The following is a 15,423-nucleotide window of genomic DNA, read 5'->3' on the forward strand; positions in this document are numbered from 1 at the left end:
TTGAAAATGAAGGGAGAACTCATGTATTCCAAATCATCAAAGGGCCTACGCTTTCTTGCCGGCCTCTTGGCTTTGGCTCTGGTCCTGACCTTTGCCTTGCCCATGACGGCCTTTGCGGAAGAGGCTCAGGAAAACAAGATCCTGTCCATCAATGCCCATGTTGGGGACTATTCAGAGAGTTCCAAAAATGGCTTTGGTGCCAACATCTCTTTTGCTACCAAGACGGATGGGCCGGGAAAACTTCAAGTCAAAAAGGGCGATGTCGTCGTCTTTGAAGAAAGCCTGGCCAATGGTAACAAGGGCGGTGATCCCTACTTCGATAGGAAGGATCATTCCAAGATTGCCCACTCCACCAACGACTATGTTTATACTTACCAATTTGAACTCAAGGACTTAGAGGCGGATACCCTCTATACCTATACCGTTGAGGCCCTGGGCCAGACCCAAAAAGGTCAGTTCAAGACCGCCATCGGCAAGAACCAGGCGGGCCATGTCCGTTTTGCCTATTTGGGCGACCCCCAGGTCCACAACAGCAAGCACGGAGAGGCCACCGGGGCCATCTTCAACTTGATCTCCGAGATCTCTGCCAAGAACTCCCTCGACTTCATCTACATTGCCGGGGACCATACGGACAAGGGTTATGAGGTCCAATCCAAGGTGGACACGCCCAAGGATGCCAATGACAAGAAGGCATCGGGACTGCCTTTCGGGCATGAATGGGAAGACTTCTTTAATAATAAGGGTCAGTATCCCAATGCCACCCAGAAGGCCCTCCTCAACCACCTCCTCCTCTCCACCCAGGGAAACCACGACACCACCGACTTCAACGGTCGGATCAATGTCCCTGACCCCATCTACAACAACGAAAAAGACACCGACTTTGTCAAAGGCGTCTATTCCTATGTCGCCGGTCCCATGAAGTTCATCATCCTCAACAATGCCTCCTATGAGACCCAGGACCTGGCCAACAATGCCAACTTCCAGAAGATGATGGCCTACCTCAAGCAGGAAGTGAAGTCAGCCAAGGAAGAGGGCCTATGGACCGTGGTCGGCTTCCACAAGCCCCTCTATACCGGGGCCTCCCACATCAGTGATGACGATGTGGCCGCCTACCGCAAGGCCATGAACAAGGTCTTCACCGACTTAGATATTGACCTGGTACTAAACGGCCATGACCATGTCTACTCCCGTGGCTTCATCAATGCCCAAGGGGAAAAGGCAACCCAAGCCAACACCGCAGCGGAAGGAAATGTCTTCTACCATGTCAAGAACGCCCCCTTCCATATGGTTTCCGAGCATGCCGGCGGTCTCAAGTGGTATGAAGCGGTTGACTATACCAAGGACATCACCAAGGGCGACCCCCTGACCCCGGACTACAAGTTCCTGGATAAGAACGGGGCAAAAGAAGTGCCTCCCTCCAGCGAGAAGAAAGATACCACCGTGGTCATTGTGGATATGACGGCCGATCGTGCCGAATTCACCACCTACAAGCTTCACTATGACCAGAAGACCTCCAAGGTGGACAAGGAGGCCTATATCTATGACCGGTTCACCGTCCTCCGCCGCCAGGCCCCCCAGCGGGTTGCCGGGTCCACTCGTTTGGAAACAGCCTTGGCCAATGCCCAGGCCTACCAGAAGGCGGACACCGTCCTCATCGCCCGCAGCGACGATTTTGCCGATGCCCTGTCGGCTTCCGTCTATGCCAAGTTGCTGAAGGCCCCCATCCTCCTCTCCAAGACCGACTTCCTCTATGACGGCATTAAGACGGAAATTGCCAGACTGGGTGCCAAGAAAGCCATCCTGGTCGGCGGAGATAAGGCCCTCTCCATGGCCTGTGAGAAAGAACTCAAGGACATCAAGGGTTTGGAAGTTTCCCGCATTGACGGGACCGACCGCTATGATACCTCGGTCAAGTTAGCCGGCCTCATCGCTAAGGCCAACAAGACCGTGGACGGCGTCTACGTCGCCACCGGAACCAACTTTGCCGACGCCCTTGCAGTTTCTCCATTGGCCGCCGGTCAAGCCCGCCCCATCCTCCTCACCCGTCCCGATGCCTTGCCCCAATCCGTCAAGGACGGCATCAAGAGCCTGGGCGTGAAGAATGTCACCATCTTAGGTGGGAAAAAGGCGGTTTCTGAAGCCGTTGCCGCTGCCCTCCCCGGAGCTAGCCGTTTGGAAGGGGAAACCCGCTATGAAACGTCGGCCATGATCGCTGAAAAAATGGTGGAAGCCAAGCTGGCATACCTGGCAACGGGCGAAGAATTTGCCGACGCCTTAGTCGCCGGTCCTGTCGCTGCCGAAAAGCAAGCCCCCATACTCCTGGTCCAGCCCAAGAAGCTCCCGGATGCGGTGGCTTCCTATCTGAAGAAGTCCAAGATCAAGGAAGTCATTGTCCTTGGCGGGGATGCTGCGGTGGATGATGCTGTCGCCAGCGGAGCGGACAATCTCATCAAATAGTTTTTTCCGATTATTTCTCTCCTTAGTCTATAGGGAAAAGGGGGAAGGCCCGGTGGCCTTTCCCCTTTTCTCTTTTTTTGCCCCCTCATGTACAATAAAGAAGAAAGGAGGGAACCATGGCGGAGCGAACCTATTTATCCATTGACTTAAAATCGTTTTATGCCTCGGTGGAGTGCGTGGAGAGGGGGACGGCCCAGCGCCTGACCAAGTACAGCCTCCACACCATGGGGGATATCGCCCTCTGCTCGGTGGGGGAGCCGGGCCACGCCTACAATGAGGACCTCCTCTATGACCTCTTTGGGGTCAATGCGGAGCTCCTCATCGACCATGCCTGGGGCTACGAACCCTGCCGAATTTCGGACATCAAGGCCTATGTCCCCCGGTCCAAGTCCCTCTCCCGGGGCCAGGTCCTCTCCACCCCCTATTCCTTTGATAAGGCCCGCCTGGTCATGCGGGAGATGGCCGACCTCCTGGCCCTGGACCTGGTGGCCAGGGGCCTGGTGACGGACCAGGTTTCCCTGACCGTGGGCTATGACGTGGTCAACCTCCGGGATCCCCACCTGGCCCAGGCCTACCATGGAGAAGACAAGAAGGATATGTACGGCCGCCGGCTGCCGAAGGAGGCCCACAAGTCCCTCCCCTTGGGGATGGAGACGGCCGCATCCTCGGTCATTATGGAGGCCCTGACCCGGATTTTCGACCAGGTGGTGGACCCTCGCCTCTATATCCGGCGGCTGTATGTCGTGGCCGACCGGGTCATGGCTGAGAGGGAAGTCAGGACGGACCAGGCCTCCCAGCTGGATTTCTTTGGCCGGATGGATGAGGCCGGGGACGAGGGACCGGGTGGCCGGAGCGGGGAAGAGGCCCCGAAGAAGGACCTGGACAAGGAGCGTCGGGTCCAGGAGGCCCTGGTGGAGATTAAGAGGAAGTATGGGAAGAATGCGGTCCTTCGTGGGATGAACCTGGAAGAAGGTGCCACGGCCAAGGACCGGAATGACCGGATTGGGGGGCATAAGGCATGAAAGACGCATACAAAAAGATTGCCCACCTGGGCCCATGGGAGCCCAAAAACCACCCCCGGATGTCCCGGGAAAACCGGGCCGCCCAGTTCTCCCCCTTCCAGGCCCTGACGGGCTATGAGGTCGCCATCCAAGAAGCGGGGCGGCCGACCCAAGAGAAGGCCCAAGTCTCCCAAGATGAGGTGGATGAGATCAACCGAGCCCTGGCATACTTGACCGACCGGCTGGCGGAAGGGCCTGGGGGCCGGGCTGGAGACCACCCCTGCATCCGGATCCGCTTTTTCCGGGAGGATGAGCGAAAAGAAGGCGGCGCCTACCTTGTCAAAGAAGGGCGGGTCGCCGAGATCCGGGCCTTCCGACGACTCCTCCTCTTCGAGGATGGGGAGGAAATCCCCATTGACCAGCTGAGAGAAGTGGAGATTATGGGGGAGGGAGTGGGGGAAGGTTGACCAGGGCTAGCCTGACCTGGGAACATCATGCGCTCGCCAGCTCCTAGCCCCGCCAGAGCCAAAAACCCTGACAATCCGCTAATTCCCGAGATAATCAGGGTCCGGAGCCCTGACAATTTCCAGAATCTCAAAAGTAGCAGGGGCAAAAATGGCCCTGATAAAAGACCAGGACCGAAGAATGTCAGGGGAAAAACCCTGTCAAATTAGAGAATTTCAAGAATAGCAGGGCAAAAAAAGGCCCTGATAATTTGGCATATAGCGATAATGTCAGGGGATGAAACCCTGATAATCCGCAAAATTCCGAGGTAATCAGGGTCTGGGGTCTCCTGGAACCGAGCAACTCATGAGTTCGGAGCCCAGGGCAGGAGCCACTGCCAGGGCCGCCTTTCCGGTTCCTCTTGTGGATAATGAAATCAAGGGATATCCTGTTCATTAGAGAATGCAGTATAGCAAATCATATAAAGGATGCCTGGTCAAAATGCCGGGAGAAAGAGAAGTTTGTTATGGAATTTTTGATAGGAAAGGAAGAGAAAGCCAATCGAGAAAAACTAAGCCGACTCTATCAATCCTACCAACAGAGGCTCTTTTATTTTGCGGTTCAAATTTTGAAGGATCCCATGGCTGCGGAAGATGCCGTGCAGGATACCTTCTTGCGTGTCCGTTCTCATCTAGACCATATTGATGAAAAAGATCCTCATAAAACCGGTGCGCTCCTGTATATCGTTGTCAAGCATATCGCCTTTGATTGCCTGAAACGGCAAAAGAAGGTGATCATTTTGCCGGTGGATGAAGTGGAAAAATTGCTGACAAAAGACCAGGATTCTTTGGAAGATGAGGATTCCTCGGAAGATGGGGATTCAAGCTTGGAAGAAGCCTTCCGCAAGCTTTCTTTCGAGCACAGAGCCGTTCTCCAGCTGAGATATGATCAGTGTTTGCCCTATTCTGCTATTGCACAGGTTCTTGACTTATCGGAGGCGACGGTTCGAAAGCGGTGTTCGCGGGCGAAAAAAAGATTGGAAGTCTTGATGGAAAGGGGGTCGGACCATGAAAAGAAAATTGGATGATGAGTTTCTATACAAAGAAATTCCAAAAATCGTTGAGAAGGATCTTATGGCTTTGCCAAAAGAAGAGGAATTGAATCATGTGTTTTCCGATTCCTTTGAAGAGCGGAGGAAAGAAATCATTGGTTTTCAATCGGAGGAAAAGAAGAAAAGATTCCTTTTTTCATCACCTCGTGCGGTAACCATTGCAGCGGTTTTGACCTTGTGCTTCCTCGTTACGCTAGGTTCTGTCCTGGCCGGGGAGATGTCACGAAAGTCAATCTTTCTTTTTATTCGTAAAACATTTACTGACTTTATGACGATTTCTGTCCATGAAGAGCCCCTCCCCGGTGCGTCAAGCGAGAGTGATTGGATTTGGAAGCCGAAAGAACCCCGGTCTTTGGCACCCGGATTCAAGGAGACCTCTCGAAAGCAAACAGAAGACTTTTTAGAAATCTTCTATCAAAATGCGGCTGGAAATGAAATTTTCTTTACTACACATCCGCTTGTTGATGAGCAGATAATAATTGATACCGAAGATACAATACTTCATCAAGAAAAAATAGGAGGAGTAACCGTTTCCTACTTTGAAAAAAATGGGATGAGCTTTTTCTTTTGGCATGACTATGAATGTCGGTACCAGATATTAGGAGATGTAAAAGCTGATATTTTAATGCAAATCGTTAAAAAAATGTTGGGATCGTAGAATTTTTTAATAAAATATTTATTTTTGGGTCACAAAATGGCCTCCTTCTTCGTTATATAAGTAAGAGCAGAAAGAAGGAGGTTATTTTTTATGAAAAAAAGGAAGAGTCTCTTAATTGCCGGCCTGGCTCTATGTCTATTCAATTTCCCGATTCTTGCAAGAGCAGAGGATTGTAACACAAAAATCCTAGTGGAGACACCCCGGTTGATCCTCCAAAGAATGGAATACCTTTCTACAGCAAACGCTTATTTAACCATTGATTCTACTGGAAAAGCAACTGTGAAATGCCAAATAGTCGGTTATAGGGGGACTACCTCAAGAATTCAAGCAAAGGTAATGCTACAACAATATACCAATGGCCGTTGGGCGTCCATTAGAGAATTTTCAGAATCTACAAACTTCTATCAACTGATCATTTCTGAAAGCCACAGAGTAAGTAGAGGTTATGCTTATCGACTGCTTGCTACTATTCAATCTTATAAGGGGACTGATGTCGAAAATAAGACAGTGACGAGTAGTAGTAAATATTATTGAAAGGAGGGTGAATACCTCTGAATTTTTGGGTGCTATTCATCCAATGGAGTTAGTTTCAACAGATAAGACGATTATCGTTTATAGAAAATAATCAATTTAAGGAGTAGAACAATGATGTCTGGCCGGATTCAACAGCTGAAAACCGGGAAAAAGCCACAAATTGTAAAGTGTATATTCTTTACAGAGGCCTTGCTCTTTTTTATTCTTTTGAGTGCGTGTTCAGTTAACCGTAACAAGACACTATCAGAACTGGATAGGGATTCGATCGATTTTGGCGTAGTTATTACAACGGAGAGTGCATATCATTCGAAAATCTTATGGTTTGACTCAGAATTAGAGGCAGCCCAGGAGCAAGAACTCTCCTACGCGGCCTTGGGATCCCCCTTCTATGTTCCGGTTGAGGATCATGGCGAGCTATTTCTCATCCCTCAGGGTCTTGGAAATCAAAAGGATACAAAAAAAGTGATCGGTGTGAATAAAGGGTCACTTGAAATAACCGAATATCCATTTCAGCATATTGCACTTAATCATATGGCAGCGGCCGATGACAGAGTATACGCTATTAATACGCTAAATGGTGTCAGTTGTTTGGAGGCGTGGGACAAAAAAAATCAATCGAGTAAGACGGTTGAGTTACCAGGAGTCCATTTTTATTGTATATTTGCCGGTAATCATAAGTTATTTGCCTTTGATATGCAGGAGAATCCAGTAGATCCCAACAAGTATATTAGTACAATGCACGTCTATACGAGCGAATTGAACTTGCTGAAGGAAGAGGATATTTCTGAATATGGAATGCTTTCAGGGATTGGTATAGCGGATTCCGAGTATCTCTTTGTTACGGTGAATGTGGATGAAGAGTATGCTCCGATAGGGAAAATCTTAAAAATTCATCAGGATAATTTTACAATCGAAGAGATCTCAACTTCTAAGGATTCACCGCATGCAATTTATCAATACCAACAAGATCTCATCGTCACGCATTACGATCCCGTAGTTGATCAAGGAACGCAGGTGTCGATCATTGAACCGAATGGAAGGGAAACATTTAAGGACCTTAAAGTAACACTAACAAATACGGCTATTGTTGAAAATAGTTTTATTGTTGCCAATCAGGCAGGCATATATCAGTTTCAATTACCAAGTTTTGAATTATTAAATAGCTATCCGCTGAATGTAGCAGATGGATACTATGTCTCTGCTGTGCTAGCAGTGGACTGATTGAAAGAGCAGGAGACTTATCCCAAATGAATGAACGAGGTCCTATAGACTCAATACGGAAAGGAGTGGGGCGGCATGTTAATACGTGCCGCCCCGTTTGCCTATAAAAAAATTCATCCGCTATTTTCGAATTTTTAATCATTCCGCTTTTCTCCCGGTCCTTACCACGATTGGTTTTCTTGTCGCCTTCGTTATCCTCCTTTTCTATAGCAATGCAGAGATTTCCTCCTATGCTTCAGGATTTCATGGTCCCAACGGATTTAACGCAAACCCTATTCGTTTTCATATGGATAAGATGGATCGGAAGGATGCAAAAATTCTGGCCACCATCCCCAATCCCCATCGTTTTTCCTGGATAAGCTTTGATGAGGACCATGATATTTCCTGACACACCGGAGATGCGGCAGTAGGTTGGGAGGTAAAGCAAAAATTAGAGAAGAACCCGGGAGGGGTCGTTGTGAATGCGGGATACCGAGAGGCAACCGTGAAGGATAGGGTTGAAATCAATGGTCACGTCCTTCCCATCGTCGGCGAGCATTCATCCGGCTTAACCTATCAAGAGGGTGATCGCCTTGAAGTATGCCTTGAACCGACCACTTTTGCGGAAGTCGGGTTAAAGGATATTCAAGTCGAGATGAATTTTCAGGGTCTATTAAGCAAGCAGGACATGGTAGGGATTGTCCAGGGACTGGAAGACCAAGGGCTTGTTTTTATGGGAGTTGATACCTTAGGCCTTGAGCCCGTGCTTGATTTCTTTCCAGTCCATGCTCTTGGAAAAGAGGGCATAGAGATTAACCGGTATCCAGGTCAGAAGGAAGAACCAGAAAAAGAGGATTCCCTTCCAGTAGTCTCGCAGGCCTTTTTTACAGTAGATCGTGATGAAAAGAGCAAGGAGGGTGGGCGGAAGGACCATGAAGAGAAAGTTCATCAAGGTAAAGTGGAGGCGGATGCCCGTCGTGGTATTGACAAAACCAACCAAGATGAGGGTCAGGATGGGTAAAATCAAGCCGATGTTTCCCATATAGGTTCCGGTCATCATCATCAGGGAATCAAAGGGGTTTTTCCCTTGATCCGTGAAAATGGATTTGATCGTTGACCGGCCCATTTTTTCAAAAACCTGTTTGGCCCCTTTGGCCCAGCGGGACCGTTGGACAAGGGATTGGGACAGGGTGATCACCTGTTCGTCATAAAAAATAGCTTTTGGAGCATAGGCGATGTGGTTTCCGGAAAGGGAATTTTGGACGGTAAATTCGATATCTTCAGTCAGGGTCGAGGTGTTCCAGCCTCCGGACTTATCCAGGAGGGCCTTGCTGACCATAAAGCCGGTTCCGGTGATGATGGCATTCATGCTCAAAACGGACCGTGAATGGTTATAAAAAAGATCCACAAGCAGCAAATAGATGGAGTGGGCACTGGAAACGCAGGTGGCGGAGGGGTTCTGCCCCTCCCGGAAGCCCTGGCAAGCCTCAAAGCCGGCATCCAGAGCCCGGTTCATCTCGGCAAGAAAATTTGGATCGACGGTATTATCGGCATCGAAAAGAAGGTAGGCTTCAAAGTCACGGTCATGGAGGTCGATGAAGGTCCGGTGGAGGACGTCGCCCTTGTTCCGAATATTCTCATTGTATTCAAGGACGGTGGCCCTTGTTTTTTTCGCCTCCTCAACGGTCCGGTCCGTGCAGTTATTAGCCAGGACAAAGACCTCATAGGCCTCATCCGGATAGTCAAGCTTGCCCAGGGATTCCACGCATTGGCGGATGACCGCCTCCTCATTCCTAGCCGGGATAAGAATGGCAAATTTATGGAAGATCTTGGCTTCCGGGTAAGTTTTTCCTCGGCGGAAAAAATTTAAGCCGATGACAAAAAAATAGAGTCCATAGAAGTTGACAAGGACGAAGAGGATATAAAAAACAGCTTTAAAAACAGGCATAATTTCTCCTTGGACCCGATGGACTGGACTCCCAATGATTGCAGTATTTTTGTAGTATTAGTTTATTTGTTCGTCCTCCTTCTGTCAAATGTTATCTGCCGGTCTTTCTCTTCTGTTTTGAGGTACAATACAGGAGGTAGAAAAATAATAAACACTCATCTTCAGGAGGGAGGAAAACGATTTGAAACCGAAATCATGGAAGGTCCCCACCGGGAGGTCGAATCGGATGCTGGACCTGGCCGGCAACATTCTCTATCTTAGCGTGGCCACCTTTATCATCGCTACTGCCATTTTCTTTTTTCTTATGCCCAGCAAAGCTTCTGTATCCAGCATCACGGGCCTGTCTATTGTCTTGACCCACTTTATTCCCCTGTCGGTCGCCCAAATTACCATGGTCATGAATGTGGGGCTACTGATCATTGGCTTTATCCTTTTTGGCCGGGAGTTCGGCGGAAAAACGGTCTACACCTCGATCCTCCTCCCCTTGCTCCTCCGCCTTTATGAGGTCCTCCTTCCCAACAATGGGTCTCTGACCGGCGATGCCACTTTGGATGTGGCCTGCTACATCTTTGTGGTCTCCATTGGCCTCTCCATGCTCTTCAATGACAACGCCTCATCCGGCGGCCTGGATATCGTGGCTAAGATCCTCCAGCGCTTCCTCCATATGGAGATCGGCCAGGCCCTCTCCCTGGCCGGCATTGCCATCGCTCTCTCCTCGGCCCTGGTCTATGACACGAAGACCGTGGCTCTTTCCCTCCTGGGGACCTATCTCAACGGGATCGTCCTCGACCACTATATCTTCGGCCAGACGGGGAAGAAGCGGGTCTGCATCATGACCTCCCGGGAGGAGGTGGTCCGTCAGTTCATTCTCCAGGAACTCCGGAGTGGGGCTACGATTTATGAGGCGATCGGCGGCTTTGACCTCCAGCCCCGCCGAGAGATTATTACTATTGTGAACAAGCAGGAATACCAGCAGCTCATGACTTTTTTGGAAAAAACGGATCCCCAGGCCTTTGTCACCATTTACAACGTGACCGAAGTCCGCTATATCCCCAAGCCGGTTTTGGGCCATGAGGCTGAGCGATGAAAAAACAAAAAAAGGAGAAAAAAATGAATAAAAAGATTTCTATTCAAGACACTTACGGGGAAAGATTCCAGCATTGCTGGGGTTGCGGGCCCAAGAATGAGGGTGGGCTCCACCTCCAATCCTATCCCGGCGAGGATGGGGAGACCTGCGTTTGCCAAGTCACGCCGGATGACCAGTTTACCGGCGGCGTCCCGGCCAACCTCTTTGGCGGCATGATCGCCATGATCTTCGATTGCCATGGGACCGCCTCAGCCGCCTGGTTTGCCCACAAGAACAAGGGCCTGGACCTGACTCCGGACACGGTCATTGGCCGCTTTATCACGGCCCACCTGGAGGTCGATTTCCTCCGCCCGGTGCCCATGAATGAGCCGGTCACCGTGACCAGCCGCCTGGAAGAGCTCACCGACCGCAAGGCCGTCATCATCATGGAGATGGAAGCCGCCGGCCAGCCTCGCGCCAAGGCCAAGATGGTGGCTGTGGACGTGAAGAAGGACATGTAAAATCAGGAGGGGGTCCGAGCCTGAGGAGGGATCAAGGGGATGAAAATCGTCTCAATCAGATCATCGATCCGCTCATAATCCGGACTCAGGCCCCCTCCTTCAAAAGTGGCGAAGAGCCGGTAGCCCAGTCGAAATCCGTTCCGCTCATAGGCACGGATTTTTTTGACCGCATTCACCATATAATTGCTGTCGCCGATCAAACCGAAATGCTCCCAATAGATTTCCTTTTCCGTGCTTGGATCAAAGAAAGTAAAATCCGGATAAACCGTGGCCCCGTCCTCCATGAGGAGTGGGGCCTCATATTTATAAGTCACCCCGGCTTTTTCCAAGGCATCCGCAATAATCTTCTCCGTCTTTGACCGGACCCGCTCATGGTTGTTCGTATAAATCAGGGGGTCATCTTGGCGGAATGACCGCCCCTGATAACTCCTGTTTTTCCACTCCGCCAGCTTCTCCTGCAAGGTCGGTTGGACAGGGGTGATGAGCCCCCTCCTCTTCGGACAGAGGCCCAGAAGCAGGTCATCGATGGCCCGGTCAATCTCTTCGATTCGCATTTCTTTCCCCTTGATCGAAGAGAGGAGGGCCCCGACCGACCGGTTGTAAGACTGCTGGGCCAGCTGGCGGGCAAGGGCTATGTCGCTCACGGGAATATATCGGCGGGTAGCTTTCCCCTCAACATATCTCTGATGATAGAACTGAGTCCTATGTTTTTCGCACTTGATATACAAGCTCCCGTCGATAGCCTCCACTTGGATCTTCTCTAGATTGTCATTTAAAAGCTGAATTTTTTCTTTTACTATGTTTTTCACAACTTCTCCTTTATTTCTATCTGCCTCCGCCATATGCTTATTATTCTTACACATGAAATGTGTTGGCAGAGTCTTAAAAATGAGGAGAAAAATCCCGCCGGTGGGTCAAGTTGCCCCCTTATTTGGCAGAATCGGGGAGAAGGGGGCGGAGCGGAGCCCCCTCAAATGGCGGATTCAGGCGACAGGGGGGCCATGCGGAGCCCCCTCATATGGTGAAATCGGGGAACAGGGAGGCTTCCATGAGCCTCCTCATTTGGCGGAATTGGGGGAAAGGGGGCCAAGCAGAGCCCCCTCATGTGGCAAAATCGGAGGACAGGGGGGCTTTCATGAGCCTCCTCATCTGGAGAAGTCGGGGGACAGGGGGGCTGCCATGAGCCCCCTCATTCGGCGAAACCAGGAGAAAGGGGGGCTTCCATGGGCCTCCTCATCTGGAGAAGTCGGGGGACAGGGGGGCTTCCATAAGCCCCGGGGACCCACCAGGCGGGCCAAAAAACACATGGCCCCCAAAACCGGATGGGGAGATCCGGTCTTTGGGAGCCATGCATGAGCCGAAAGGCTTTTCTTCAACTTTTATTTCACAGAGATGCGGTAAATTTCTTCGAGCGAGATGGGGATGGAGCTTTCAGGTTGGGTGTTTTTGATTTCTCTGCCAAAATAGACTTCAACCGATTTTCCTTCAAGGGTTTGTCTGCCCGACCCATTTTGGGATTTGGTCGCTTTCTTCTTTGAGCTTGATATCCCGGAACAGGGTCCAGCCATTATCGGTCCGGACATTGAGATAGCCCTTTTCCCACCTTTGGTAGGCATAGCCCTTGCCGAAGTTGGATTCATCATCATTGGCCGGCGTCTTGCTTCTATCCACCGTGCTTTTGATTTCCCCATCGGGCGTGCCGCAGGTGACCATAGCGTTTTTATAGCCCGTGTCCGCATAAACCACGCCGTCGACCTTGACCATGGGGCGGGCGTCTGCCTCAGCTTCTACTGCACCGGATTCCACCGCCTCACTTTGCGTTTCCGAGCTTTGGCTTTCAGGGGCATTCGGCCCGCCACAGGCGGAAAGGACCACCATCATGAAAGCCAGCAAAAAGACAATATTTTTCCTCATAGAATCCTCCTAAGACAGGTAAAGGTAGAAGCCAAAGAATTGGGTGACGGCAGCGGCCAGGACGAAGAGGTGCCAGATGACGTGGTGCCACTTCCACTCGGTCTTCCGGTAGAAGTAGGTGCCGACGGTGTAGAGGATGCCGCCCAGGGCGATGAGGAAGAAGAATTTCCAGAGCCCGTATTGGATGATGGGCTTGAGGAAGAGGAGACCCAACCAGCCCATGGCAATATAAAGGAAGACCGTGACCCGAATCCACTTGTCGTAGTTCTTGTAGGTGATGATTTTGAAGAGGGTTCCGGCGATGGCGATGGTCCAGATGAGGGCCATGAAGAGGATCCGGGGGAGGCCTTCGGTCAGGAAGAAGATGGGGGGCGTGAAGGACCCGGCGATGAAGAGGTAGATGGCCGTGTGGTCAAAGATCCGGAGGATGGCTTTGGCCTTGGGGGGCTGGACCGCATGGTAGACGGTGGAGCAGAGGAAGAGCCAGATGAAGCAGCCGCCATAGATGGCATAAGCAACGATGCCGGGGATGGACTGGCGGCGGACCTGGGTTAAGATAAGGATGACGAGGAAGAGGATGCCCAGGGGGACACCGATGCCGTGGGTGACGGAATTGAGGATTTCCAGTTTGAGTCGCATTTTTCGTTGAGCTTCTTGGACGGGGTCTTGTCGTTGGGCTTGGTCCATGGGGGCCTCCTTTCTCCTTTGGTGGAATCATTTTTTTCATTATAACGCAAAAGAGAAGGGGAGCTGGTGGAGGAAAAAAGGAGGAGGACAATAATTTTTCTTCCGGATGGATAAAATCGGGTATGATAAATATGATACAAGCAGAACTTTGCCAAACTGTTTCTTAAAAGGAGGATATGCGATGTCAACGATTCTTGGTTTTAACCGGTCCCAGATTAATGCGGACAACAAGGATATTTCCAGACTCCGGTCCCTGGTCATGACCCCATTCTATGGGAACAATGTCATTGAAGTGAATGATATTCAGACGGCCTACGACCTGGCCGTCAAGTCCCCGGGGACCATTGTCACGGATTTGCCCATCTATAAACCTGAGGTGATGGGCCTGCGGAAGGACTCCAAGGTCCTGCTCTTCAACGACGGCTCAGTCACCGGGAGAGCGGCAGCCGCCCGCCGGATCCAGGGCTTCAAGGGCGTGGATGAAGACGACCTCAACAAGAAGGTCATGGACGCCATCTACGATTCCCGCTGGGGGACCCTCTACCATGCCCAGACCGTCATTGGTTTGGATGAGGACTTCATGGTCCGGGCCCACCTCCTCCTTCCTGAAGGCGAGGAAAACCTCCTCTATAACTGGATGCTGAACTTCCAGCCCCTGACTACCAAGTATGCCGAGATGTATAAGGAATCCAAGAAGATCGAAGAGACCGATATTTTCGTTTTCTCCGACCCCCAATGGTCCCACCCCGACCATCCCATGGGCCTGACCTACTTCGACAGCGAACATAACTGCGCCGCCCTCCTGGGCATGAAGTACTTCGGCGAGCACAAGAAGGGGACCCTGACCCTGGCCTGGTCCATCGCCAACCGCAACGGCTATGCCTCCTGCCACGGCGGGGCCAAGACTATCCTCCACGAAGGGGACGACCCCTACACCATGGCCGTCTTCGGCCTATCCGGTTCCGGGAAATCCACCATCACCCATGCCAAGCATGGCGATAAGTATGAGATCAAGATCCTCCACGACGACGCCTTTGTCATCAACGTGGCGGAAAAATACGGGATTGCCATGGAGCCCACCTACTTCGACAAGACCCAGGACTATCCTACTGACTCCCCGGACAACACCTACCTCTTGAGCCTCCAGAACTGCGGAGCCACAGTGGATGATGAGGGCAAGATCGTCCCCATCACCCAGGATATCCGCAACGGCAACGGCCGGGCCATCAAATCCAAACTCTGGTCCCCCAACCGGGTCGACCGCCTGTCCGACCCCATCGACGCCATCTTCTGGATCATGAAGGATCCCACCCTGCCCCCCCTCCTCCGGGTCAACTCCAAGGTCATGGGCACCCTCATGGGGGCCACCCTCTCCACCAAGAGAACCTCCGCAGAGCGCCTGGCCAAGGGCGTGGACCCCACCGCTCTGGTCATCGAGCCCTATGCCAACCCCTTCCGGACCTACCCCTTGGCCAATGACTACCGGAAGTTCCTGGAGCTCATCGAAAACGACACCGCCTGCTACATCCTCAACACCGGCTTCTACATGGATAAGAAGATCCCCAAGGAAGTCACCCTGGGCGTCATCGAAAACCTGGTCGAGAAGAAGGATCAGTGGAAGCCCTGGCTGGGTCTGGAAGAATTCGACTATATGCCGGTGGAAGGCTTCGAACCGGACAAGCAGGAGGAAGGCTACAAGGACAAGGCCACCCACTCCTTCGAAGTCAAACTCGACTACATCGAGAACCTGGACGACTTCAACCAGCTTCCCGACGAAGCGGCCCAGGCCCTTCGGAAGGTCATTGAAACCTTGAAAAAATAATCCATCATTTGGAATAGAAAAACCCCGACCGGGCAAGGGCCCGGTTGGGGTTTTCTTTGT

General features: G+C 51.4%; 14 protein-coding genes. 10 read left to right on the top strand and 4 right to left on the bottom strand.

The genetic code is table 11. The features are described 5' to 3' along the window. The first annotated feature begins 21 nt into the window (after positions 1-21). From HGKM_RS08175 to HGKM_RS02305, 7 genes are all read left to right on the top strand, one after another. Positions 22-2,457 carry a cell wall-binding repeat-containing protein gene (locus tag HGKM_RS08175; protein ID WP_019133713.1) on the top strand — a complete coding sequence of 812 codons (2,436 nt, stop codon included), beginning with the start codon at positions 22-24 and terminating at the stop codon, positions 2,455-2,457. Between the two features lie 116 nt (positions 2,458-2,573). Next, a complete protein-coding gene (locus HGKM_RS02280; protein WP_019133714.1) occupies positions 2,574-3,479 on the top strand; it encodes a DinB/UmuC family translesion DNA polymerase in 906 nt (301 codons plus the stop codon). Further along, complete coding sequence (locus HGKM_RS02285) at positions 3,476-3,925, top strand: hypothetical protein (RefSeq protein ID WP_019133715.1); 450 nt, start codon at positions 3,476-3,478, stop codon at positions 3,923-3,925. Before HGKM_RS02280 ends, HGKM_RS02285 begins: the two co-directional genes overlap by 4 nt. 503 nt (positions 3,926-4,428) lie before the next feature. Beyond that, complete coding sequence (locus HGKM_RS02290) at positions 4,429-4,989, top strand: RNA polymerase sigma factor (RefSeq protein ID WP_019133716.1); 561 nt, start codon at positions 4,429-4,431, stop codon at positions 4,987-4,989. Next, on the top strand, positions 4,970-5,671 hold the full coding sequence (locus HGKM_RS02295; protein ID WP_019133717.1) for a DUF4367 domain-containing protein: 702 nt from the start codon (positions 4,970-4,972) through the stop codon (positions 5,669-5,671). Before HGKM_RS02290 ends, HGKM_RS02295 begins: the two co-directional genes overlap by 20 nt. 90 nt (positions 5,672-5,761) lie before the next feature. Continuing rightward, positions 5,762-6,205: a hypothetical protein gene (locus tag HGKM_RS02300; RefSeq protein WP_019133718.1), complete on the top strand. Its 444-nt coding sequence runs from the start codon at positions 5,762-5,764 to the stop codon at positions 6,203-6,205. A gap of 114 nt (positions 6,206-6,319) precedes the next feature. Then, positions 6,320-7,426, top strand: coding sequence for a hypothetical protein (locus HGKM_RS02305; protein WP_154645903.1), 1,107 nt, complete (start codon positions 6,320-6,322; stop codon positions 7,424-7,426). A gap of 727 nt (positions 7,427-8,153) precedes the next feature. On the opposite strand, the gene HGKM_RS02315 is transcribed toward HGKM_RS02305, so the two are convergent. After that, positions 8,154-9,353, bottom strand: coding sequence for a glycosyltransferase family 2 protein (locus HGKM_RS02315; RefSeq protein ID WP_019133721.1), 1,200 nt, complete (start codon positions 9,351-9,353; stop codon positions 8,154-8,156). Between the two features lie 226 nt (positions 9,354-9,579). Between HGKM_RS02315 and HGKM_RS02320 the strand changes: the two genes are divergently transcribed. Together HGKM_RS02320 and HGKM_RS02325 are read left to right on the top strand one after the other, a co-directional pair. Then, positions 9,580-10,440, top strand: a complete 861-nt coding sequence (locus tag HGKM_RS02320; protein WP_019133722.1) for a YitT family protein — start codon at positions 9,580-9,582, stop codon at positions 10,438-10,440. A 23-nt stretch (positions 10,441-10,463) separates the two neighbouring features. Continuing rightward, the gene (locus HGKM_RS02325; RefSeq protein WP_034579328.1) at positions 10,464-10,940 is read left to right on the top strand and encodes a hotdog fold domain-containing protein; all 477 of its coding nucleotides are present in this window, start codon (positions 10,464-10,466) and stop codon (positions 10,938-10,940) included. 2 nt (positions 10,941-10,942) lie between these two features. Here HGKM_RS02325 and HGKM_RS08180 read toward each other — a convergent pair whose 3' ends face one another. The 3 genes from HGKM_RS08180 to trhA form a co-directional block, all read right to left on the bottom strand. Next, complete coding sequence (locus HGKM_RS08180; RefSeq protein ID WP_019133724.1) at positions 10,943-11,749, bottom strand: PDDEXK family nuclease; 807 nt, start codon at positions 11,747-11,749, stop codon at positions 10,943-10,945. 676 nt (positions 11,750-12,425) lie between these two features. After that, positions 12,426-12,854, bottom strand: coding sequence for a hypothetical protein (locus tag HGKM_RS02335; protein ID WP_019133727.1), 429 nt, complete (start codon positions 12,852-12,854; stop codon positions 12,426-12,428). Between the two features lie 9 nt (positions 12,855-12,863). Then, the gene (trhA, locus tag HGKM_RS02340) at positions 12,864-13,541 is read right to left on the bottom strand and encodes a PAQR family membrane homeostasis protein TrhA (RefSeq protein WP_019133728.1); all 678 of its coding nucleotides are present in this window, start codon (positions 13,539-13,541) and stop codon (positions 12,864-12,866) included. Positions 13,542-13,722: 181 nt separating this feature from the next. Here trhA and HGKM_RS02345 point away from each other — a divergent pair, with 181 nt between their 5' ends. Next, entirely contained in the window at positions 13,723-15,363 is a 1,641-nt protein-coding gene (locus HGKM_RS02345) for a phosphoenolpyruvate carboxykinase (ATP) (RefSeq protein ID WP_019133729.1), read from the top strand. Positions 15,364-15,423: the final 60 nt, after the last annotated feature.

Source organism: Kallipyga massiliensis ph2 (genome assembly GCF_000311985.1).
GTDB lineage: Bacteria > Bacillota > Clostridia > Tissierellales > Peptoniphilaceae > Kallipyga > Kallipyga massiliensis.